Raw genomic sequence first — 20,325 nt, 5'->3', positions numbered from 1 at the left:
ATCTTCCTGCGGCGATCGCTCGCGGCGACCGTGGCCATGGCCCTGATCGCCGGCTCCGCGGCCACCGCGCGCCCGGGCCCGGCGGAACGGGCAAGCCCCGCGCGGGTCGCCAAGTTTCCAGCCGGCGCCCAGCGCCCGACCACGGAAGTCACGCTGTCGGTCGGCCAGGGCGAACTCATCAACCTGCCGGCCAACGTGGCCAGCGTGTGGACATCCAATCCGGGGGTCGCGGACGTCTTCGTCAACAACCCGCGCCAGATCCATCTGTTCGGCAAGGAGTTCGGCGAGGCGACCGTGTTCGCCACCGCCACCAACGGATCGGTAGTCTATGCCACCAACGTCCGCGTCAGCCAGAACATCACCTCGATCGACCGGATGATGAGGCTGGCGATGCCCGACGCCGACGTGAAGGTCACGACCGTCGGGCAGATCGCGGTGCTGACCGGCACCGTCGCCTCCCCCGACGACAGCGCCGAGGCGCAGCGGCTGGTGACGGCGCTGCTCAACCCAGGCGTCAACGTGAGCTCGCCGGACGCGCAGCTTAAGATCGGCGTGGTGAACCGCCTGCGCACCGCGACGCCGCTGCAGGTCAACCTGCGCGTCAAGATCGCCGAGGTCAGCCGCAGCTTCCTCAAGAACATCGGTTCCAACCTCTCGGCACGCGACACCACGGGCGGCTTTCGGTTTGGACTGTCTTCGGGCCGTGATCTCTCCGGGCTTCCTCCGACCTACACCGGCGAGCAGCGTACGACCCTCGGGATCGGCGGCCGCCTGCTCGGCCTCGACATCCTGTCCGCGATCGATCTCGGCGAGACCACCGGCCAGGTGACGATGCTCGCCGAGCCCAACCTGACCGCTTTGTCGGGCGAGACGGCGACCTTCCTCGCCGGCGGTGAGGTCCCGCTCCTGATCAGCCAGCCGCTGGGCGGCGTGTCGGTCGAGTACAAGCAATATGGCGTCAGCCTCGCCTATACCCCGACGGTGCTGACCGACGGACGCATCTCGCTGCGGGTGCGGCCGGAGGTGTCGGAGCTCTCGGCGGCAGGCTCGATCGTCGTCGGCAACACGCAGATACCTGCGATGACGACCCGCCGCACCGAAACGACGGTCGAGCTGGGATCGGGCGAGAGCCTGGTGATCGGCGGCCTGCTCTCGAACCGGCACGACAACGGCTTCGAGAAGACGCCCGGCGTCGGCGACCTGCCGGTCCTCGGGGCCCTGTTCCGCTCGAACAGCTTCAAGCGCAACGAATCCGAGCTGGTCATCGTGGTGACGCCGTATCTGGTGAAGCCGGTCAACGCGAACGACATCGCGCTGCCCACCGACGGCTACAAGGCGCCGACCGATCTCGGCCGCGTCTTCCTCGGCGACCTGGCGGCTGGCGAAAGCGGCGGCCGGCGGCCCAGGCCGGCGATGGCGACGCCCTCGGCTCCCCCGCCGTCGATCGGCGCGGTGACGCCCGCCGCCCCGGCGCCGGCGGTGCCGCAGCGGCAGGAGACCGCGCCACCGCCCGAGCCGCGCAAGGCCAATGGCAAGAAGGACGCCGGCGCCATGCCCGGCTTCAGCTTCCGGTGATGGAGATGGCAATGACGATGCCTGGACGCCTGCTCGCCCTTCTCGCACCGGCGCTGCTGCTCGGCGGATGCGGGATGGGCAATCGCGGTCTCGAATCGGTCCACCAGCCGGTCGTGTCGCGCGCCGACTATGCGCTCGACCTCGCTGTGTCGGGCGATGCGCTCGCGTCGGGCGAGCGGCAGCGTCTCGCCGGCTGGCTGGCCTCGCTCAACCTTCGCTACGGCGATCGCATCGCGGTCGACGACGGCAGCCGGGAATATGCGGGCGGCGTGCACGCCTCGGTTGCGGAGGAGGCCGCGCACTACGGGCTGCTGGTAGGCAACGAGGTGCCGGTGACCGTCGGTCCGCTGACGCCCGGAACGGCACGCGTGATCGTCTCGCGTATGACCGCCTCGGTTCCCGGCTGCCCCGATCACAACGGCCCCGCGGGAAGCGACCTCAATGCCAACACCTGGTCGAACTACGGCTGCGCGACCAACGCCAACCTGGCCGCGATGGTGGCCCGGCCCGAGGATCTGATCCGCGGGCAACAGGGCGATCCCACCGTCGACACGACGACCAACTACAAGGCCGTCGCCACCTTCCGTGCGAAGGCGCCGACGGGTGCCGGCGAGGTCAAGGGCGAATCGACGAAGGGCGGAAACTGATGAATGCTCCCTGGAATCCCGCGCGCGTCGGCAACCGCGATCCCTTCGTCGCCTTCGTCTGCGACGAGACGACGGCCGAGGCGATCCGGCCGATCGCGATCGAGATGGGTTGGCCGCCCGAGAAGGTGAACAAGGGTGGCCTGCGCAACGCCGTGCAGACGCTGTCGGTGTCGGCCAGCCCCAACATCCTGTTCGTCGACCTCTCCGAATCGGGCGATCCGCTCAACGACATCAACGCGCTTGCCGAGGTCTGCGAACCGGGCACGGTGGTGATCGCCGCCGGGCAGGTCAACGACGTCCGCCTCTACCGCGACCTCGTCGCCAGCGGCATCCAGGATTATTTGCTGAAGCCGCTCAATCCCGACATGCTGCGCGAGAGCCTGGCGCAGGCGCAGGCGATCCTGAACGCCCCTCGCACCGCCGAGGCGATGGCGGAGCGGCCGCATTGCGGCATCGCGGTGATCGGCGCCCGCGGCGGCGCCGGCGCGTCGACCATCGCCACGTCGCTCGCCTGGCTGCTGAGCAGCAAGAGCAGCCGCACCACCGCGCTGCTCGATCTCGACGTTCATTTCGGCACCGGGGCGCTGGCGCTCGATCTCGAGCCCGGCCGCGGCCTCACCGACGCGATCGAGAACCCGAGCCGCATCGACGGGCTGTTCATCGAACGCGCGATGATCCGCGCGTCGGAACGGCTCGCCGTGCTCTCCGCCGAGGCGCCGATCCATTCGCCGATCGTCACCGACGGCGCGGCCTTCTATCAGCTCCAGGAGGAGCTGAAGGGTGCGTTCGAGGCGACCGTCGTCGACCTGCCGCGCGCGATGCTGGTCAACCATCCGCATCTCGTCAGCGAGGTGCAGATCGCGGTGCTGGTGACCGAGCTGACCCTCGCCTCCGCCCGCGACACCATCCGCCTTCTCGCCTGGTTCAAGTCGAACGCGCCGCACGTCAAATCGCTGGTCGTCGCCAACCGCGTCCATCCCGCCTCGCAGCTCGAGATCAACCGGAAGGATTTCGAAAGCTCGATCGAGCGCAAGATCGATTTCGTGGTGCCGTTCGAGCCCAAACATGCCGCCCAGGCGGCCAAGCTGGGCAAGCCGCTCGCGGAGGCCGCCAAGGGCGTCAAGTCGCTCCAACCGCTCGCCGTGCTCGCCGAGCAGTTGGCCGGCATGGCCGAAGCCGGCGAGGTCGAAGGCCCGAAGGGCAAGAAGGTGCCCGGCAAGGCGCAGAAGCCGGACAAGGACGGCGGCTCGCTGCTGGGCAAGCTCACCCAGCTGACGGCGAAGCTGCCCGGCAAGGCGCGGAAGTGATCGATTGGCCGCGGCCCGCCCGCGGCATGGTCCAAGGGGGTTGATCGCGTGGAACTGCTGCCGCTGATGATGCTGGGGGCCGGCGCGTTTCTGACGCTCGCGATGATCGCGTTCGCGATCGGCGGGCCGTCGCCGACCCGCGTCGCCGCGCGGCGGCTGACGATGGTGCGCGCGCGTCATTCCGGCGCCGACTCTGCGGTCGCGATCGAGGCGCAGGTCCGCAAGATCTCGGCCAACCGCGCGACCAGGATGGACGAAACCTTCTCGCGGCTGCTGCCCAATCCGGCGCAGCTCCAGAAGCGTCTCAACATGACCGGCCGCAACTGGAGCGTCGGCCGCTACGGCCTGGCGACGCTCGGCCTCACCGCCGTCCCGGCGCTGCTGCTCGCGCTGCGCGGCACGCCGGTCCTGCTCGCGCTGTTCGTCGGCCTGTTCGTCGGCGTGGGCCTGCCCCACACGACCGTCGGTTTCCTCATCAAGCGCCGCATCGCCCGGTTCAACGCCAAGTTCCCCGACGCGATCGAGCTGCTGGTGCGCGGCCTGCGCTCGGGCCTGCCGATCACCGAGACGATCGGCGTCGTCGGGCAGGAGGTCGTCGGCCCGGTCGGCGAGGAATTCCGTGCGATCTCCGACCGCATGAAGATCGGCCGCACGATGGACGCTGCGTTGCAGGAGACCGCCGACCGGCTCGGCACGCCCGAGTTCCAGTTCTTCTGCATCACCATCGCGATCCAGCGCGAGACGGGCGGCAACCTCGCGGAAACGCTCGCCAACCTCGCCGACGTGCTGCGCAAGCGCGCGCAGATGAAGCTCAAGATCAAGGCGATGTCGTCGGAATCGAAGGCGTCCGCCTACATCATCGGCGCGCTGCCGTTCATCGTCTTCGGCCTGATCTGGTACATCAACGGCAGCTACATGCAGAATTTCTTCGTCGACGAGCGGCTGATGATCGTCGGCGGCGGCGGGCTGGTCTGGATGGCGATCGGCGCATTCATCATGCGCCAGATGATCAACTTCGAGATATGAGGACGGTACGGTGACCCCTCCTCCCCACAGCCCGAGCATCATGGGCATCGACGTGATCTGGGCGGCGACCCTGCTCTCGGGCATCGCCGCGCTGGCCGTCATGTTCGCGATCTATACCGCCACCACGGTACGTGATCCGATGGCCAAGCGCGTCAAGGCGCTCAACGACCGGCGCGAGCAGCTCAAGGCCGGCATCACCGCCTCGACCTCGAAACGCCGGGCCAAGCTCGTCCAGCGCAACGAGACCACCGACCGCATCCGCGCGCTGCTCTCGTCGCTCAAGGTATTGCAGGATTCGCAGATCAAGATCGCGCAGCAGAAGCTGCTCCAGGCCGGCATCCGCTCGAAGGACTGGGCGGTCGCGGTGATCTTCGGCCGGCTCGTGCTGCCGATCGCGTTCGGCGGGCCGATGCTCTATCTCGTCTACGGCACCGAAGCGTTCGCCGAATGGAGCCCGATCAAGGCCTATGCGCTGGTCGCCGGCACCTTCATCCTCGCCTACAAGGCGCCGGACCTCTACCTCAAGAACAAGATCGACAAGCGTTCGGCGGCGATCCGCAAGGGCCTGCCGGACGCGCTCGACCTGCTGGTGATCTGCGCCGAGGCGGGCCTCACCGTCGACGCCGCTTTCGGCCGCGTCGCCCGCGAGCTCGGCCGCGCCTATCCCGAGCTCGGCGAGGAATTCTCACTGACCGCGATCGAGCTGAGCTTCCTCACCGACCGGCGGCAGGCGTTCGAGAATCTCGCCCATCGCGTCAAACTCGAGGCGATCAAGGGCGTCACCACCACCATGATCCAGACCGAGAAGTACGGCACGCCGCTTGCGTCGGCGCTGCGCGTGCTCTCGGCCGAGTTCCGTCACGAACGCATGATGCGCGCCGAGGAGAAGGCCGCGCGCCTGCCCGCGATCATGACGGTGCCGCTGATCCTGTTCATTCTGCCGGTACTGTTCATCGTGATCCTCGGCCCGGCGGCCTGCTCGATCAACGACGCGCTGATCAAGTAAGCCGATCGCGCGAAAGGCACCGCCGCCGCCGTACCGCGCCGGTCGGCGCCCCTTCCGGTCACGCGGCCAGGCCGCACTCCCGGCCATGCGCCAGCAGGCGCTCGCGGAGCGCCTCCCATTCCTCCGGCGACCAGCGGCGGGGCCGTTCGATCGCGACGATCGGGTCGAACGCCGTATCGATGCGCTCATACGGCACCGCACGGCTCGTCGCGTTGCAGTGGAAGGCGAGCGCGGGCGGCGTCGCGGTGCTGCCGCTCCCGTCGTCGAGCACCACCGCCAGCCGGTCGCTCGACAGTCGCACCAGCGTGCCGGCGGGAAAGGCGCCGACCAGCCGGCGGAACGCCAGGAACATGCGCCGGTCGAAATGCCCTTCGACCCCGGTCATCCACTCCAGCGCCTGCGCCGGCGACCAGCTTTCCTTGTAGGGCCGCGCCGAGGTGATCGCGTCATAGACGTCCGAGATCGCGGCGATGCGCGCGAAGATGCTGATCTGCTCGCCCGCCAGTCCCTCCGGATAGCCGGTGCCGTTGAACCGCTCGTGATGATGGAGGCAGACGTCGAGCACGATCGGCGCGGCGCAGCCGCACCGCCTGAGCAGCGCATGGCCCAGCGCCGGATGGGTGACGATCGTCGCCCGCTCCTCGTCGGTGAGCGGCCCGGCCTTGTCGAGCATCGCCACCGGCACGCGCGCCTTGCCGATGTCGTGCAGCAGCCCGGCAAGCGCGATCTCGTTGATCAGCGATTCGTCGACGTCGAGCTCGCGCGCCAGCCCGACCATGAAAGCGCACACCCCGACCGAATGCACATAGGTATAGTCATGGCGGGACCTGAGGCGCGTCAGCCCGGTGATCGCGAAGGGATTGCGCCGCATCGAGCTCGCGATCTCCTCCGCGACCTCGGTCAGCGCGTCGAGCGGCAGGCTGCGGCCGAAACGGACCTCCTCGAACGCCTCGATCAGCACCGTGCGCGAACGCTCGACGATCGCCTCGGCGTGCTTGCGTTCGACGGCGAAGCTGGTCGGGCGCGTGGAGGGCTTGCGCTTGACCGGGCCGCGCCGGCGGCGAGGGCGCGGCTCTTGCTCGCCGCCGAAGCGCGAGAGATCGCTGCGCCAGTCGCTTTCGAGGAAGATCGGCTCGGCCGATGGCGGAGGTCCATCGGCCGGATGATGATCGCCCTTGCGGCGCATCGGTGTCGCCGGTGACGACGCGCGTCCCATCCTGTCTCCCCCGCGGTAGAGGGAGACGCTAGCAAGCGATGGATTAAGAAATGTCGAACCGAGCCGCCCGGTACGGGGGCGGCAACGGACGGCCGCCGGCGCGAGGAGGAGGCCCGGCGGCCGCCCGCGGCGGTCACGCCCGCTTGGCGCCCGGCGTGCCGCATCTCACGAACTTGCCGCCCGGCCGACAGCGGGCGGACGCGGCGGCGATCGGGAGCGAACGGGTCATCGACAGTCTCCCGGCCGGGAACGCGGCCGTGCGGCGGACTATCGGACGCGCGACATGGCGCCCGGGTGACGCGGTCATGAAAAAGCCGTCATGGGAAGAAGGCTGCCGTGGAGCGGGTAGCGGGAATCGAACCCGCGTATTCAGCTTGGAAGGCTGCTGCACTACCATTGTGCTATACCCGCCCACCGGCAGACGGCGGGAATTAGCTTGCGCGTCCGCCGGATTCAACCCGCAAGACCTTTGCATCGCACCGGGCGAGCGAATAGAGAGCGCGACCCATGGCGCGCGTCACCACTCCCAACCGCATCCGCGGCACCCAGGACATCTTCGGCGAGGACCAGCGGCGGTTCGCGCATGTGCTGGAGACGTTCGACCGCGTGCGGCGGCTCTATTGCTTCCAGCGTGTCGAGATTCCCATCTTCGAGGACACGCAGGTCTTCGCCCGCTCGATCGGCGAGACCACCGACGTCGTCTCGAAGGAGATGTACACCTTCGCCGACAAGGGCGGCGATTCGATCACGCTCCGCCCCGAGTTCACCGCCGGCATCTGCCGCGCCTACCTGACCGAGGGCTGGCAGCAGTACGCGCCGCTCAAGCTGGCCGCGTCGGGCCCGGTGTTCCGCTACGAGCGCCCGCAGAAGGGCCGCTATCGGCAGTTCCACCAGATCGACGCCGAGGTGATCGGCGCGGCCGAGCCGCAGGCCGACGTCGAGCTGCTCGCCCTCGCCGACCAGCTCCTCCATGACCTCGGCATCGCCGAGGGCGTGACCCTCCAGCTCAACACGCTGGGCGACGCCGAGACCCGCGACGCCTGGCGAGCGGCGCTGGTCGCGCATTTCGAGCAGCATCGCGGCGAGCTTTCCGACGACAGCCTCACCCGGCTCGACAAGAACCCGCTCCGCATCCTCGACTCCAAGGACCCGCGCGACCGCCCGATCGCGGACGCCGCGCCGGGGATCGACGAGTTCCTGACCAGCGAAGCCGGCGCCTTCTTCGAGAGCGTGACCAGGGGCCTCGACGCGGCCAGGGTGAAGTGGACCCGCAATGCCCGCCTGGTCCGCGGCCTCGACTATTACCGCCACACCGCCTTCGAGTTCGTCACCGACCGACTGGGCGCGCAGGGTACGGTGCTGGCGGGCGGGCGCTACGACGGACTGATCGAGAGCCTCGGCGGCCCGGCGACGCCGGGTGTGGGCTGGGCGGCGGGCGTCGAGCGGCTGGCGATGCTGATTGAGGAGCCGGCGGCGGAGCAGATCGATGTCGCGGTGATCCCCCTGGGCGAGGCGGCGGCGGAGCCCGCAGGCGGCGTACTGGCCGCGCTGCGCCGCGCCGGCGTGTCGGCCGACATGGCTTTCCGAGGCAATATGAAGCGCCGGCTTGCCAAGGCCGACGCGCAAGGTGCCCGCTTCGCGGTGATCCTCGGCGACGACGAGATCGCCAAGGGCGTTGCCGCAGTGAAGACGCTTGGCTCGGGCGAGCAGAAAGAAGTGGCGCTCGATCGACTAGCGGAGGCGTTGCGGTGAAACCCCTTCGTGCCCCGGCGAAGGCCGGGGCCCAGTCTCGGCCGGCTCGTAACTGGGCCCCGGCCTTCGCCGGGGCACGGGGAGCGTAATGCGCATCCCCGCCGACCGTATCGCGCAGATCGAGGCGCGGCGCGACGAGTTGCAGGCAATGATGGCGACCGGCGACCTGCCGTCGGACCGGTTCGTCCAGGTCTCGAAGGAATATGCCGAGCTCGAGCCGGTCGCCGCCGCCGCCGCCGCGGTGCGGCGCCTGCGCGCCGAGGCGGACAGCCTCGCCTTCATGGCGCAGGACGGCGACGACGAGCTGCGCGCGATGGCGGTCGAGGAGCTGCACCTCAACAAGGCCGCGCTGGAATCGGCCGAGCGCAACCTCGCCCTCGCCCTCCTCCCTCGCGACGCCGCCGACGAGCGCGCGGCGATGCTCGAGATCCGCGCCGGCACCGGCGGCGACGAGGCGGCGCTGTTCGCCGGCGACCTGCTGCGCATGTACCAGCGCTACGCCGACCGCCAGGGCTGGAAGGTCGAGCTGATCTCCGCCTCTCCCTCCGAAGCCGGCGGCTACAAGGAGGTAATCGCCTCGGTCGAAGGCAAGGGCGTGTTCGCCAAGCTGAAGTTCGAGAGCGGCGTCCACCGCGTCCAGCGCGTGCCGGTCACCGAGAGCGGCGGCCGCATCCACACCTCCGCCGCCACCGTCGCGGTGCTGCCAGAGGCCGAGGACGTCGACGTCCAGATCGACGACAAGGACCTGCGCGTCGACATCTACCGCTCGTCGGGTGCGGGCGGGCAACACGTCAACACCACCGACTCGGCGATCCGCATCACCCATATCCCGACCGGCATCGTCGTCATCCAGCAGGACGAGCGCAGCCAGCACAAGAACCGCGCCAAGGCGATGAAGGTGCTGCGCACCCGCCTCTACGAGGCCGAGCGCGAGCGACTCGCCGCCGAGCGCTCGGGCACGCGCCGGGCGATGGTCGGCTCGGGCGACCGCTCCGAGCGCATCCGCACCTACAACTTCCCCCAGGGCCGCGTCACCGACCACCGCATCAACCTGACGCTCCACCGCCTGCCCGAAATCCTGGAGGGCGAGATGGACGAGCTGATCGACGCCCTCGTCGCCGAGGACGAGGCCGAGCGGCTGGCGAGCCTCGATGCCTGAGACCCCGGATAAGCCCCTCCCCTTCAGGGGAGGGGTGGGGGTGGGGCAGTGCCCCGAGCCGGATCGCCTGCCGCACCGCCCCTCCCCCACCCCCTCCCCTGAAGGGGAGGGGCTTGCACGAGAGGCGATCGCCCGCGCCGCCGCACAGTTCACCTTCTCCGAAACCCCCCGACTCGATGCCGAGCTGCTGATGGCCCACGCCCTCGGCGTCAGCCGCGACGAGATGCTGCTCCGCGGCCTCGCCGACATCCCCACCCCGCTCACTTTCACCGAACTGGCCGCACGTCGCGCAGCCCATGAGCCGATCGCCTACGTCCTCGGCAAACGCGCCTTCCGGACCATCGAGCTCCAGGTCGGGCCCGGCGCCCTCGTCCCCCGCGCCGACAGCGAGACGCTGGTCGAGGCGGCCGTCGATCACTTCACGGGCACACCGGGGCCCGCACGCGTGCTCGATCTCGGCACCGGCCCCGGCACACTGCTGCTGGCGGCTCTCGCCGAATGGCCGCAGGCGACCGGCCTCGGCATCGATTCGTCCGCCCGCGCACTCGCCTGGGCGTGGCGCAACGTCGCCGCGCTCGGAATGAGCGGGCGCGCACGCTTCCTACTCGGCGACTGGGCGACGCGAATCGCGGACCGATTCGATCTGATCCTCGCCAATCCGCCCTATATCGGGACAGTCGAGCCGCTTCCCGCCGAGGTAGGGCAGTACGAGCCGCCATCCGCGCTCTATGCAGGCACCGACGGTCTCGATGCCTACCGCGCTATCATACCCGATATCCCGCGCCTGCTCGCTCCCGGCGGTGTCGCGATCCTCGAAATCGGCTGGACCCAAGCCGAGGCGGTCACCGCGCTCGTCGAGGCGCAAGGCCTCGCCGCAATGCTCCGCCGCGACCTCGCCGGTCATCCGCGGGCGATCCTTGCCGCTTGAATCCGTCGCACCGCGACCCAATATTCCGCTTGGCGATCGGTGTCGCAGCCGCTAAGGCATTTTGCGGGGCAGGCACCTTCGACCAAGCTTTTGAAAGCAGAGGCGCTCGCCCAATCAAGTCATGAAGCCGCTGCAGTCCGGCGGCCAATGGCGGGGCGCTGATCCGCCGGATCGTCCGGCGGCGCCCGGGGGGGTGTGTCATGCGCCCGCAATGCCCGTGGACGGGTCTGGCGGGGCCAGTTGCAAGGACAGGACAGACTAAATTGATCAATAATCGTCAGGCCGGCCGCCGTCGCGGCCGTGGCGGGCAACGCTCAGGCAACAACCCCGGGCGTCCGGACAACGGCAACCGCATCGACAACCGCGCGCGCGGCAACGCGGCGCAGCTGCTCGAGAAATACAAGAACCTCGCGCGCGACGCGCAGATGAGCGGCGACCGCGTCAACACCGAATATTACCTCCAGTTCGCGGACCATTATTTCCGCGTGCTCAACGAGAGCCGCGCGCGCTTCGAGGAGAACCGCCGCCAGCGCGGAGACAATGAGAGCGAGGAGGACGAGGAGTTCGGCTTCGAGGGCGAACCCGTAACGCCGGACGCCTATCAGAGCCAGGAACGCGACAATCGCGAGCGTGACAACCGCGAGCCGCGCGGTGACCGCGAGAACCGCGGACAGCGCGAGTTCAGTCGTGATCGCGACCGTGAGCCGCGCGAGCTACGCGAGCCGCGCAACGGCTATGCCAGCTATGGCAACGGCCACGCCAACGGCTTCGATGCGGCCGCCGACGATCAGGCGCCGGTCGCCGAAGCACGTCCCGCTCCTGACGCTGCTGCGGACGAGCCGCGCGACGAGGCTCTCGCTCCTGCCCCCGAGCGGCCGCGTCGCGGCCGTCCGCGCAAGGTGCCGGTCGAGGCCGAGGCGGTGGAGCCCAGCATGTTCGACGTCGACCGCCTGCCGCCGTCGCTGTCGACCGAGTCCACCGGCGCCGCCGAGGCAGCGGAGGAGCGGCCCCGCCGCACCCGCCGCCGTCGTACCAGCGACGAAGAGGTCACACCGCCGACGACGTGACCGCGACATCGCCAAGTCAAGAAGAAGGGCGGGATTCAGCCGAGTCCCGCCCTTTTCTGTACATCTGCCCGATGAGGCGAACTCGTGCTCCTGCGAAGGCAGGAGTCCTGGATCGTCGGGGTGTCGCTTATGGCCTGAACTCCTGCTTTCGCAGGAGCATCGACAGACATGTTTCATTCGACCGGGGAGCCGACACCAAATCCTCAAGCAGATTCGGCGCGTGACCTACTCCTCCCCGTCCTTCCACGCCTGCGCATCCTCGCCGAGGTCGGTACGCTCGACCTCCTCGTCATGCCCGGTGCCGGAGCTCAGGAACACCAAGCCCATCAGCGCCGCTGCCATCAGGATGGTGAAGCCCACTCCCAGCGCGGTCGCGATCGCGACATGGATCGGCAGCGGCCCGATCCACCACGACAGCACCGCCACCGCGACGCCGGCCGCCATCGCGGCGACCAGCGCCATCCAGCCGAGCAGCCGCCGGTACCGCGCCCAGGCGAACGCGGCATAGTCCGGATCGTCGAGGCCGCCGGAGGGTTTCTCCATCGCTTCCCATTGCGCGTGATTCGTGGGACACTCAAGCAGATAGGCTGATTGGGAGAGAAGGCGATGACGATCGCGGCAATCCTGGGCGGCAAGGGGCATGAGGTGGTATCGGTGACCGGCGACGCGCTGGTCTCCGACGTGGTGGCGCTGCTCGCCGAGCGACGGATCGGCGCCGTGCCGGTGACCGACGGCGGCGAGGTCGCCGGCATCTTCTCCGAACGCGACGTGATCCACGCGCTGGCGAGCGACGGCGCTGCCGCGCTCGACCGGCCGGTGCGCGAGCGGATGACCTCGCCCGCGCTGACGGTGCGGCCGGACGAACCGGTGCTCGGCGCGCTGTCGCTGATGACGCAGCGGCGCATCCGCCATCTGCCGGTGATCGACGGCGGCCGGATGATCGGCTTCGTCTCGATCGGCGATCTGGTCAAATACCGCATCGACCGCATCGAATCCGAAGCCAACGCGATGCGCGAGTATATCCAGACGGCGTGAGGGCATCCGGAAGACAGCCCCCTTCCCCGTTGCCCTGAGCGTGTCGAAGGGCCGTCCTTCTTCTTCGACCGGACAGGGAAAGACAGGACGGCCCTTCGACATGCTCAGGGCGAACGGGAAGATGGATCGGGGAAAAACCCTCACCGATAGTTGAAGCTGATGCTGATCCGGTCGTCCTTCGCCTGGTTCGGCATCACCTCGTGCCGGAGCCAGCTTTCCCACAGGAACACGCTGCCCGGTATGGGCTCGGCATAGACGAAGGTGCCGGGCCGCCCCGGCGCCGCCATCAGCATCGCCAGGCGCGGGTCCTCGAGCTTGAGCGCCCCCGATCCTGGCGGCACTGCGACATAGACGGTGCCCGAGACGACGCTGTGCGGGTGGATATGCCCCGAATGGGTGCCGCCCGGCTTCAGGACGTTGACCCACAGGCTGTCGAGCCTGAGCCGCTTGCTGCCGAGCTCGAACCCGCAATCCTTGGCGAAGGCCGCAACGTGACGGTTGAGCAGCCGCACCAGCTCGTCGAACCGCGGGTCGCGCTGCGGCAGGTCGTCGAGCGAGGCGTAGCTGGTGTAGCCGCGATAGCCGTGCTCCCTCGACCAGGCACGCCCGGCGCGGTCCTCCGCCGCCAGCTCGCGGCAGGCGTCGGCGAGCTCGGCCACCAGCGCATCGTCGCCGAGCGGGGCTTCGTAGAACTGCGTGGCGAAAAGGGCACGGCTCGGCATCGCCCTCGCTAAGCACGACGCACCGCCGAGGGCAATCGGCGCGAGATCGGTAGCATCAGCCGCGCACCTCCGTCACCCCGGCGAAGGCCGGGTCCACGGAGCCGCATACTCTGGGCCTGCCTCTTCTTGCTTCCCCCTTGCCGCCCGGTGGACCCCGGCCTTCGCCGGGGTGACGATCAAAGGCGGGCTGCCGGCGAGCTAATCGCTGCCCAGCCTCAGCGCGACATCGTTCACGAACCGCGCGTCGTCACCCTTCGCCAGCCATTCCGCCTCGGCGGCGATCGCGCCGAGCAGGTCGGAAAGCGGCTCGATCTCGGTCTTGTGATAGTTGCCGAGGACGTGGCCGGTCACCCGGTCCTTGTGCCCGGGATGGCCGATGCCGATGCGCACCCGCCGGAAATCCTCGCCGATATGCTGGATGGTCGAGCGGATGCCGTTATGCCCCGCCGCGCCGCCGCCGCGCTTCACTCTGACCTTCATCGGCGCAAGATCGAGCTCGTCGTAGAAGACGGTCACGTCTGCCGGCGCCAGCTTGTAGAAGTCGAGCGCCGCCCGGATCGACCGGCCGCTCTCGTTCATGAAGGTCGCGGGCTTCAGGAGGATGATCTTCTCCGTCCCGATCCGCCCTTCCTGCACCCAGCCCTGGAACTGCTTCCTCGGGCTGGAGAAGCCATGCACCTCGGCGATCGCGTCGGCCGCCATGAAGCCGATGTTGTGGCGGTGCATCGCATATGCGGGACCGGGATTGCCCAGGCCGGCCCAGAGCTGCATCGCTAAAGCCCTCTCTCCGCTGGGGAGAGGGTTGGGAGAGGGGCGGAGTCTCACCGAGACCGCCGCCTGCGGCACCCCCCTCTCCCAACCCTCTCCCCAGCGGGGAGAGGGCTAATGCGTTTACTCGCCCTCGGCCTCGCCATCGCCCTCTTCGGCGACCTCGGTCTGGGTGTCGCCCTCGCTCGACTTGAGCGCGGACGGCGCCACCACCGTGGCGATGGTGAAGTCGCGGTCGGTGATCGCGCTCTCCACGCCCTTGGGCAGCGTCACCGCCGAGATGTGGATCGAATCGCCGACCTCGACACCCTTCAGCGAGATATGGATCTCGTCAGGGATATGAGCCGCATCGCACACCAGCTCGAGCTCGTGGCGGACGATGTTGAGCACGCCGCCGCGCTTGATGCCGGGCGCCTCTTCCTCGTCGGTGAACACCACCGGCACCGCGACGGTGACCTTGGCGTGCTCGGAGATGCGCAGGAAGTCGACATGGAGCGGACGGTCGGTGACCGGATGGAAGGCAACGTCCTTCGGCAGCGTACGCTCGCCGCCGACCATCACCACCGAGTTCATGAAGTGCCCGGAGTTCAGCGCCTTGATGAGCTCGCGCTCGTTGAGGCTGATGCCGACGGGGTCCTGCTTGTTGCCGTAGATGACGGCGGGCACGCGGCCTTCGCGACGCAGCGCCCGGGAGGCTCCCTTGCCAGCCCGGTCACGCGTCTCGGCCGACAGGGTAAGCGTCTCGCTCATTGTCGTGTTCCGATCTGCGTTGAAAGTCTAAGGGTCTTCACCGGACAGGCCTCCAGGGATGACCCTGCCACGGCAAGCGCGCGCCTTTAGCGGAGACGGGAAGAAAGGGCAACCTCATTAAGCCCCTCCCCTTCAGGGGAGGGGTTGGGGGCTCGCCCCAAGCGACAGAGCCTGCCGCACTCCCCCACCCCCAACCCCTCCCCTGAAGGGGAGGGGCTTAGGAAGCTCAATACTCCACCCGCTCCGCCGTCAGGTGATGCGCCTTCAAGTCCGCGATCACGCTCCTGTCTCCCGCGAGATGCCCCGCCCCGACCGCGACGAACACCGTCCCCGGCTGCTTCATCCGCTCGGCGATCCAGCCGGCCCAGCGCGCGTTGCGGTCGTAGAGGATGGTCTTCGCCACCTCGGGCGAATCCTTGAGGTTGTCGTTGAGCAGCTTGGCGAGCGCATCGGGATCGCCCTTGGCCCAATCGTCGGCCATCTTGCCCATCAGCGGCACCATCTTGGGCAGTTCGTCGAGCGTCGAGGTGAGGAAGGTCATCTGCGCCCCCGGCGACAGCGCGTCGAAATAGCCGATCTGCTGCTCGGCGGTTTCCAGTCCGGTGACGGGTTTGCCCGCCGTCTTCGCCGCCTCCGCCAGCACGCCCTCCGGTCCGTTCTTGGGATCATAGCCCGCCTTCATCAGCGGCGTGAGCGACAGGTTGACCGCCGCGAACCACGGATCGAACCGGTCGAAGGCATTGGCCGGCGCGCCGATGCCGGTCACCGCCTTGATGTAGGCATCGCGCTTGTCCGCCGGAACGCGCTCGGTGAGCGTCGGTTCGCCCGCCGGCGTCATCGCCTTGGCCAGCACGATTCGCTGCATCTCCTCCGGCGCGGGCTGGACCAGCTCCAGCACCAGGCTGTCCGACGTGTCGAACGCCGACTTCACCGCCTCGTCGAACCAGCTAAGGCCCGGCTTCAGCACATGGACCGTGCCGAACAGGTAGATGGTCGTGTCCTCGTCCTTCACCACCCACAGCGCCGGATCGGCGTCGGCCGCGGCCGGTTGAGGGGCCGGAGCGGTCTGGCCGCAGGCGGGAAGCGATAGCAACACGGCCAACGCGGTGGCGCTGGAGGTCAGGAAGTTGAGGCTGCGCATGATCGTGGATGTCTCTCGATTAGGGGGTTCAACGGAATTTGCGGTAGGAATAGGCGAATGCTGCGATAGCGAACAGGCCGAGGAACAGCATCTCGTGCGTCGGTTCGGGCACCCATCCGCCCTTCGCCAGAAGATACCATATCGGATAGACCGTCATCAGCACCTTGGCGCCGACCGCGGCCGCCCAGTCGTTGTCGGCCCGTTCGACCTCGTCCATCCGGCGATGGATCAGCCAGGTGCCGCCGGCAAATGTCGCCGCCACGACCACGGCAGCCCCGAGCGCCGGCCAGGCCGGCAGCGGTTCGTGAAGGTGGCTTCCGGTCAGCGATATCGTGAAACCCACCGCGAACCCCACGAGCGCGATCCCCGTCAGGATCGACCAGAACCCCGCGGCGCGCCGCCGCTCCGCGGCTTCACCGGGTCCCGCCGCCTTCCGACGAAGCACCTCACGCCACATGAGCCCCAGCGCGACGCCGACGACGACGAACGCGGCGCCCCCCGCGACGATCAGGCTGGTTGTCTGCCGGCCACCCGCCGCAGCCCCCGAATAGCCGTCGATCACCCCCGCGACGAAGATCAGGCCGGTCACGACCAGAAGCGCCGTCGCCACCACCCGCCACGTTCGCCGGGATTGCACCGCTTCGCCCCTATCCATCGCGCTCCTCATCGTCGAAGATCTCCTCGATCGGCCTTTCGAACAGGCGGCTGATTCTGAAGGCGAGCGGCAGCGAGGGATCGTGCTTCCCCGTCTCGATCGCATTCACCGCCTGTCGTGATACGCCGAGCCGGCCGCCAAGCTCCGCCTGACTCCAGTCGCGTTCGGCACGCAGCACCTTCAGCCGGTTCTTCAAGTCACCCCTTCCTGACCATATGTCATCATTACCTGACACCGTTTAGCGTCGTCTCGCAACATATGTCAAGAAGATACGACATATTGTCCTGTTAACCTTACCAACGCCTCGCTTGACCCGCTCCGCCCCTTCCGCCACACGCGCCCGCGTGACCAACACACCGCTTTCCTTCCAGCGCATGATCCTGACGCTCCACGACTATTGGGCGGCGCGGGGCTGCGTGATCCTCCAGCCCTATGACATGCGCATGGGGGCCGGCACCTTCCATCCAGCGACGACGCTGCGCGCGCTCGGGCCCGATCCCTGGAACTGCGCCTTCGTCCAGCCCTGCCGCCGCCCGACCGACGGCCGCTACGGCGAGAACCCCAACCGACTCCAGCATTACTATCAGTATCAGGTGATACTGAAGCCGAGCCCGCCCGATCTCCAGGAGATGTACCTGGGCTCGCTCGCCGCGATCGGCATCGACTTCGCCCGCCACGACATCCGCTTCGTCGAGGACGACTGGGAATCGCCGACGCTCGGCGCGTGGGGGCTCGGCTGGGAAGTGTGGTGCGACGGGATGGAGGTGACCCAGTTCACCTATTTCCAGCAGATGGGCGGCTTCGACTGCAAGCCGGTCGCAGGCGAGCTCACCTACGGGCTCGAGCGGCTGGCGATGTACATCCAGGACAAGGATAACGTCTACGACCTCGCCTTCAACGATGCGGGCGTGAGCTACGGCGACGTCTTCCTCGAGAACGAGAAGCAGATGTCGAAGTGGAACTTCGAGATCGCCGACACCGACGCGCTGTTCGACCTGTTCCGCAAGGCCGCGGCCGAGTGCGAGAACTGCTTGGAGGCGAAGCTCCCCATCCCCGCTTACGAGCAGGCGATCGAGGCGAGCCACGTCTTCAACCTGCTGAACGCGCGCGGCGTGATCTCGGTCGCCGAGCGTCAGGCCTACATCGGCCGCGTCCGCGACCTGGCGAAGGGCAGCTGCGCCGCGTGGATGGAGAAGAACGGGTGGTCGGCGTGACCGACTTCCTCCTCGAACTCCGCTCGGAGGAAATCCCGGCGCGTATGCAGGAGAAGGCGCGCGAGGACATCGCTCGTCTGTTCGCCGCCGAGCTCGCGAAATCGGGTCTCGCCGCCGCCGAGACCGTCACCTACGCCACTCCGCGCCGCCTCGCTCTGATCGCACGCGGCCTGCCGGACGAGACCGCCGCCGTCTCCGAAGAAATCAAGGGCCCCCGCGCCAATGCCCCCGAGCAGGCACTCGAAGGCTTCCTGCGCAAGACCGGCCTCCGGCGCGACCAGCTCGTCGAGCGTGACGGCGTGCTCTTCGCCATCATCGACAAGCCCGGCCGCGCCACCGCGGAGGTGCTCGCCGAGGCGATCCCGGCGATCGTCCGCGCCTTCCCCTGGCCCAAGTCGATGCGCTGGGGCATTGCATCCCTCTCCACCGAGAGCCTGCGCTGGGTGCGCCCGCTCCAGGGCATCGTCGCGCTGCTCGGCGGCGAACTGGTGCCCTGCGAGGTCGCTGGCATCGCCAGCGGCGCAGCCACGGTCGGCCACCGCTTCCACCACCCGGGCGAAATCACGATCGGCTCGGCTGCCGATTACGTCGAGAAGCTCCGCACCGCCCATGTCATCGCCGATGGCGCCGAACGCCGCGCGATCATCGCCGAGGGCGCGCGCAAGGCGGCGGCGGCAGCGGGCCTGACGCTGATCGAGGACGAGGGCCTGCTCTACGAGAACGCCGGCCTCACCGAATGGCCGGTCCCCCTGCTCGGCCGCTTCGACGAGGACTTCCTGAGCGTGCCGCCTGAGGTGATCCAGCTCACCGCCCGTGTGAACCAGAAATATTTCGTGTGCCAGGATGCGGCCGGCAAGCTGGCGAACGCCTTCGTCTGCGTCGCCAATATCGACGCGACCGACGGCGGCGCCAAGATCGTCGAGGGCAACCGCAAGGTCCTGGCCGCCCGCCTGTCGGACGCGCGCTTCTTCTATGAGACGGACCTCAAGACCCCGCTCGAGGAGCAGGCGAAGAAGCTCGACAAGATCGTCTTCCACGAGAAGCTCGGCACCGTCGCCGACAAGGTCGACCGTGTGGCGAAGCTGGCAAGGTGGTTGGTGGAAGAGGGCATCGTCCGCGAAAAACCCTCTCCCCTCCGGGGAGAGGGTTTGGGAGAGGGGCGGAGTCTCATCGAGACCGCCGCTCGCGGCACTCCCCCTCTCCCAACCCTCTCCCCAGAGGGGAGAGGGCTAGCCGACATGGCCGAACGCGCTGCCCGCCTCGCGAAGGCGGACCTCGTCACCGGCATGGTCGGTGAGTTTCCCGAACTCCAGGGCCTGATCGGCGGCTACTACGCCGCCGCCCAAGGCGAGCCCCGCGAAGTCGCCGAGGCGATCCGCGACCATTACAAGCCGGTTGGCCAGGGCGACGATGTCCCGACTGCGCCGGTGACGGTGGCGGTATCGCTGGCGGATAAGCTGGATACGATTGCGAGCTTTTTCGCCATCGGGGAAAAACCCACCGGATCAAAAGACCCCTTCGCTTTGCGCCGCGCCGCATTGGGAATTGGCCAGCTTGTCATCGAAAACGGCATCAGATTGCGTCTGATCAAGGCGCTCACAGCGCAAGCCGGTATTACGGACGGGCAGGCTCAAACGCTGATCGAGAATGGGGTTATGCAAGCCATGCGACCTCATCTGCTGAAGACAGCGGATGCGATCGATGCCTTCGTCAGGGAATGGCCAGAGACCATCAAAGCGATCAGCAATTCAGCACAACTGTTTGCTGAAAACTGGACGAAAGCGATAACCGGAATGGCGGAGTCAGTGAACTTCTTCGCCGACCGCCTCAAGGTCCAGCAACGCGAGGCCGGCGTCCGCCACGACCTGATCGACGCCGTCTTCGCCCTAGGCGGCGAGGACGACCTCGTCCGCCTGCTCGCCCGCGTCCGCGCGCTCCAGTCCTTCATCGCCACCGAGGACGGCGCCAATCTCCTGACGGGCTACCGCCGCGCCGCGAACATCCTCAAGAAGGAGAGCTACGCGGGTCATGAGGAGAAACCCCTTTCCTACACCCCCGAACCGGCGGAAAAGGCGCTGATAGAAGCACTCGATTCGGCCGAGCCCAAGGCGAAGGCGGCGGTCGAGGGGGAGGATTTCGAGGGGGCGATGGCGGCACTGGCGACCCTGCGTGCGCCGATCGACGCATTCTTTGATTCGGTCACTGTCAACGATACCGACGAGGACAAGCGCGCCGCGCGCCTGGCTCTGCTCGCCCGGATGCGCGACGCGGTCCACGCTGTCGCCGACTTCTCCAGGATCGAGGGCTGACACGAGCGAAGCTTAAGTCAATTTAGTCAAGATTTTTGCCTCCCCAGG

Annotated in this window: 20 protein-coding genes and 1 tRNA gene; 12 read left to right on the top strand and 9 right to left on the bottom strand. The window is 68.2% G+C overall.

All coding sequences use genetic code 11. The features are described from left to right. Nucleotides 1–36: 36 nt before the first annotated feature. The 5 genes from ACMGER_RS16530 to ACMGER_RS16510 are packed head-to-tail and all read left to right on the top strand — an operon-like array spanning nucleotide 37 to nucleotide 5,561. Entirely contained in the window at nucleotides 37–1,575 is a 1,539-nt protein-coding gene (locus ACMGER_RS16530) for a type II and III secretion system protein family protein (protein WP_436813254.1), read from the top strand. An 11-nt stretch (nucleotides 1,576–1,586) separates the two neighbouring features. Further along, on the top strand, nucleotides 1,587–2,222 hold the full coding sequence (locus ACMGER_RS16525) for a CpaD family pilus assembly protein (protein ID WP_436813253.1): 636 nt from the start codon (nucleotides 1,587–1,589) through the stop codon (nucleotides 2,220–2,222). Then, entirely contained in the window at nucleotides 2,222–3,529 is a 1,308-nt protein-coding gene (locus ACMGER_RS16520) for a CpaE/TadZ family protein (RefSeq protein ID WP_436813252.1), read from the top strand. Before ACMGER_RS16525 ends, ACMGER_RS16520 begins: the two co-directional genes overlap by 1 nt. 48 nt (nucleotides 3,530–3,577) lie before the next feature. After that, nucleotides 3,578–4,555, top strand: a complete 978-nt coding sequence (locus tag ACMGER_RS16515; protein ID WP_436813251.1) for a type II secretion system F family protein — start codon at nucleotides 3,578–3,580, stop codon at nucleotides 4,553–4,555. 40 nt (nucleotides 4,556–4,595) lie between these two features. Next, entirely contained in the window at nucleotides 4,596–5,561 is a 966-nt protein-coding gene (locus ACMGER_RS16510; RefSeq protein WP_436813560.1) for a type II secretion system F family protein, read from the top strand. 58 nt (nucleotides 5,562–5,619) lie between these two features. Here the strand turns inward: ACMGER_RS16510 and ACMGER_RS16505 are convergent, their stop codons facing one another. Both ACMGER_RS16505 and ACMGER_RS16500 read right to left on the bottom strand, forming a co-directional pair. After that, a complete protein-coding gene (locus ACMGER_RS16505) occupies nucleotides 5,620–6,777 on the bottom strand; it encodes an HD-GYP domain-containing protein (RefSeq protein ID WP_436813250.1) in 1,158 nt (385 codons plus the stop codon). A 337-nt stretch (nucleotides 6,778–7,114) separates the two neighbouring features. Beyond that, a tRNA-Gly gene (locus ACMGER_RS16500) sits at nucleotides 7,115–7,188 on the bottom strand. Nucleotides 7,189–7,284: 96 nt separating this feature from the next. Here ACMGER_RS16500 and hisS point away from each other — a divergent pair. The 4 genes from hisS (at nucleotide 7,285) to ACMGER_RS16480 (ending at nucleotide 11,683) form a co-directional block, all read left to right on the top strand. Next, on the top strand, nucleotides 7,285–8,529 hold the full coding sequence (hisS, locus tag ACMGER_RS16495) for a histidine--tRNA ligase (protein ID WP_436813249.1): 1,245 nt from the start codon (nucleotides 7,285–7,287) through the stop codon (nucleotides 8,527–8,529). 88 nt (nucleotides 8,530–8,617) lie between these two features. Further along, nucleotides 8,618–9,688: a peptide chain release factor 1 gene (gene prfA, locus ACMGER_RS16490; protein WP_436813248.1), complete on the top strand. Its 1,071-nt coding sequence runs from the start codon at nucleotides 8,618–8,620 to the stop codon at nucleotides 9,686–9,688. 127 nt (nucleotides 9,689–9,815) lie between these two features. Then, nucleotides 9,816–10,616 (top strand): peptide chain release factor N(5)-glutamine methyltransferase, encoded by an 801-nt coding sequence (gene prmC / locus ACMGER_RS16485; protein ID WP_436813559.1) that lies wholly within the window; start codon nucleotides 9,816–9,818, stop codon nucleotides 10,614–10,616. 263 nt (nucleotides 10,617–10,879) lie between these two features. Further along, nucleotides 10,880–11,683: a DUF4167 domain-containing protein gene (locus ACMGER_RS16480; protein ID WP_436813247.1), complete on the top strand. Its 804-nt coding sequence runs from the start codon at nucleotides 10,880–10,882 to the stop codon at nucleotides 11,681–11,683. Nucleotides 11,684–11,908: 225 nt separating this feature from the next. Here ACMGER_RS16480 and ACMGER_RS16475 read toward each other — a convergent pair whose 3' ends face one another. Next, entirely contained in the window at nucleotides 11,909–12,226 is a 318-nt protein-coding gene (locus tag ACMGER_RS16475; RefSeq protein WP_436813246.1) for a hypothetical protein, read from the bottom strand. A gap of 63 nt (nucleotides 12,227–12,289) precedes the next feature. Here ACMGER_RS16475 and ACMGER_RS16470 point away from each other — a divergent pair, with 63 nt between their 5' ends. Further along, nucleotides 12,290–12,718: a CBS domain-containing protein gene (locus tag ACMGER_RS16470; RefSeq protein ID WP_436813245.1), complete on the top strand. Its 429-nt coding sequence runs from the start codon at nucleotides 12,290–12,292 to the stop codon at nucleotides 12,716–12,718. Between the two features lie 140 nt (nucleotides 12,719–12,858). Here ACMGER_RS16470 and ACMGER_RS16465 read toward each other — a convergent pair whose 3' ends face one another. The 6 genes from ACMGER_RS16465 to ACMGER_RS16440 all read right to left on the bottom strand — a co-directional run bounded on the left by ACMGER_RS16465 (nucleotide 12,859) and on the right by ACMGER_RS16440 (nucleotide 16,950). Further along, nucleotides 12,859–13,440 carry a TIGR02466 family protein gene (locus ACMGER_RS16465; RefSeq protein ID WP_436813244.1) on the bottom strand — a complete coding sequence of 194 codons (582 nt, stop codon included), beginning with the start codon at nucleotides 13,438–13,440 and terminating at the stop codon, nucleotides 12,859–12,861. Between the two features lie 198 nt (nucleotides 13,441–13,638). Further along, nucleotides 13,639–14,211, bottom strand: coding sequence for an aminoacyl-tRNA hydrolase (gene pth, locus ACMGER_RS16460; protein WP_436813243.1), 573 nt, complete (start codon nucleotides 14,209–14,211; stop codon nucleotides 13,639–13,641). Nucleotides 14,212–14,331: 120 nt separating this feature from the next. Then, nucleotides 14,332–14,958: a 50S ribosomal protein L25/general stress protein Ctc gene (locus ACMGER_RS16455; protein ID WP_436813242.1), complete on the bottom strand. Its 627-nt coding sequence runs from the start codon at nucleotides 14,956–14,958 to the stop codon at nucleotides 14,332–14,334. Nucleotides 14,959–15,184: 226 nt separating this feature from the next. After that, the gene (locus ACMGER_RS16450; RefSeq protein WP_436813241.1) at nucleotides 15,185–16,099 is read right to left on the bottom strand and encodes a TraB/GumN family protein; all 915 of its coding nucleotides are present in this window, start codon (nucleotides 16,097–16,099) and stop codon (nucleotides 15,185–15,187) included. Nucleotides 16,100–16,127: 28 nt separating this feature from the next. After that, entirely contained in the window at nucleotides 16,128–16,736 is a 609-nt protein-coding gene (locus ACMGER_RS16445; protein ID WP_436813240.1) for a hypothetical protein, read from the bottom strand. A 10-nt stretch (nucleotides 16,737–16,746) separates the two neighbouring features. After that, nucleotides 16,747–16,950 carry a helix-turn-helix transcriptional regulator gene (locus ACMGER_RS16440; protein WP_436813239.1) on the bottom strand — a complete coding sequence of 68 codons (204 nt, stop codon included), beginning with the start codon at nucleotides 16,948–16,950 and terminating at the stop codon, nucleotides 16,747–16,749. A gap of 178 nt (nucleotides 16,951–17,128) precedes the next feature. Here ACMGER_RS16440 and ACMGER_RS16435 point away from each other — a divergent pair, with 178 nt between their 5' ends. Together ACMGER_RS16435 and glyS are read left to right on the top strand one after the other, a co-directional pair. Next, nucleotides 17,129–17,968 carry a glycine--tRNA ligase subunit alpha gene (locus tag ACMGER_RS16435; protein ID WP_436813558.1) on the top strand — a complete coding sequence of 280 codons (840 nt, stop codon included), beginning with the start codon at nucleotides 17,129–17,131 and terminating at the stop codon, nucleotides 17,966–17,968. Then, nucleotides 17,965–20,277 (top strand): glycine--tRNA ligase subunit beta, encoded by a 2,313-nt coding sequence (glyS, locus tag ACMGER_RS16430; RefSeq protein ID WP_436813557.1) that lies wholly within the window; start codon nucleotides 17,965–17,967, stop codon nucleotides 20,275–20,277. Before ACMGER_RS16435 ends, glyS begins: the two co-directional genes overlap by 4 nt. Nucleotides 20,278–20,325: the final 48 nt, after the last annotated feature.

The organism is Sphingomonas astragali (assembly GCF_051400615.1).
Taxonomy (GTDB): Bacteria; Pseudomonadota; Alphaproteobacteria; order Sphingomonadales; family Sphingomonadaceae; genus Sphingomonas.
This window is presented reverse-complemented; position numbering and strand designations above follow the sequence as displayed.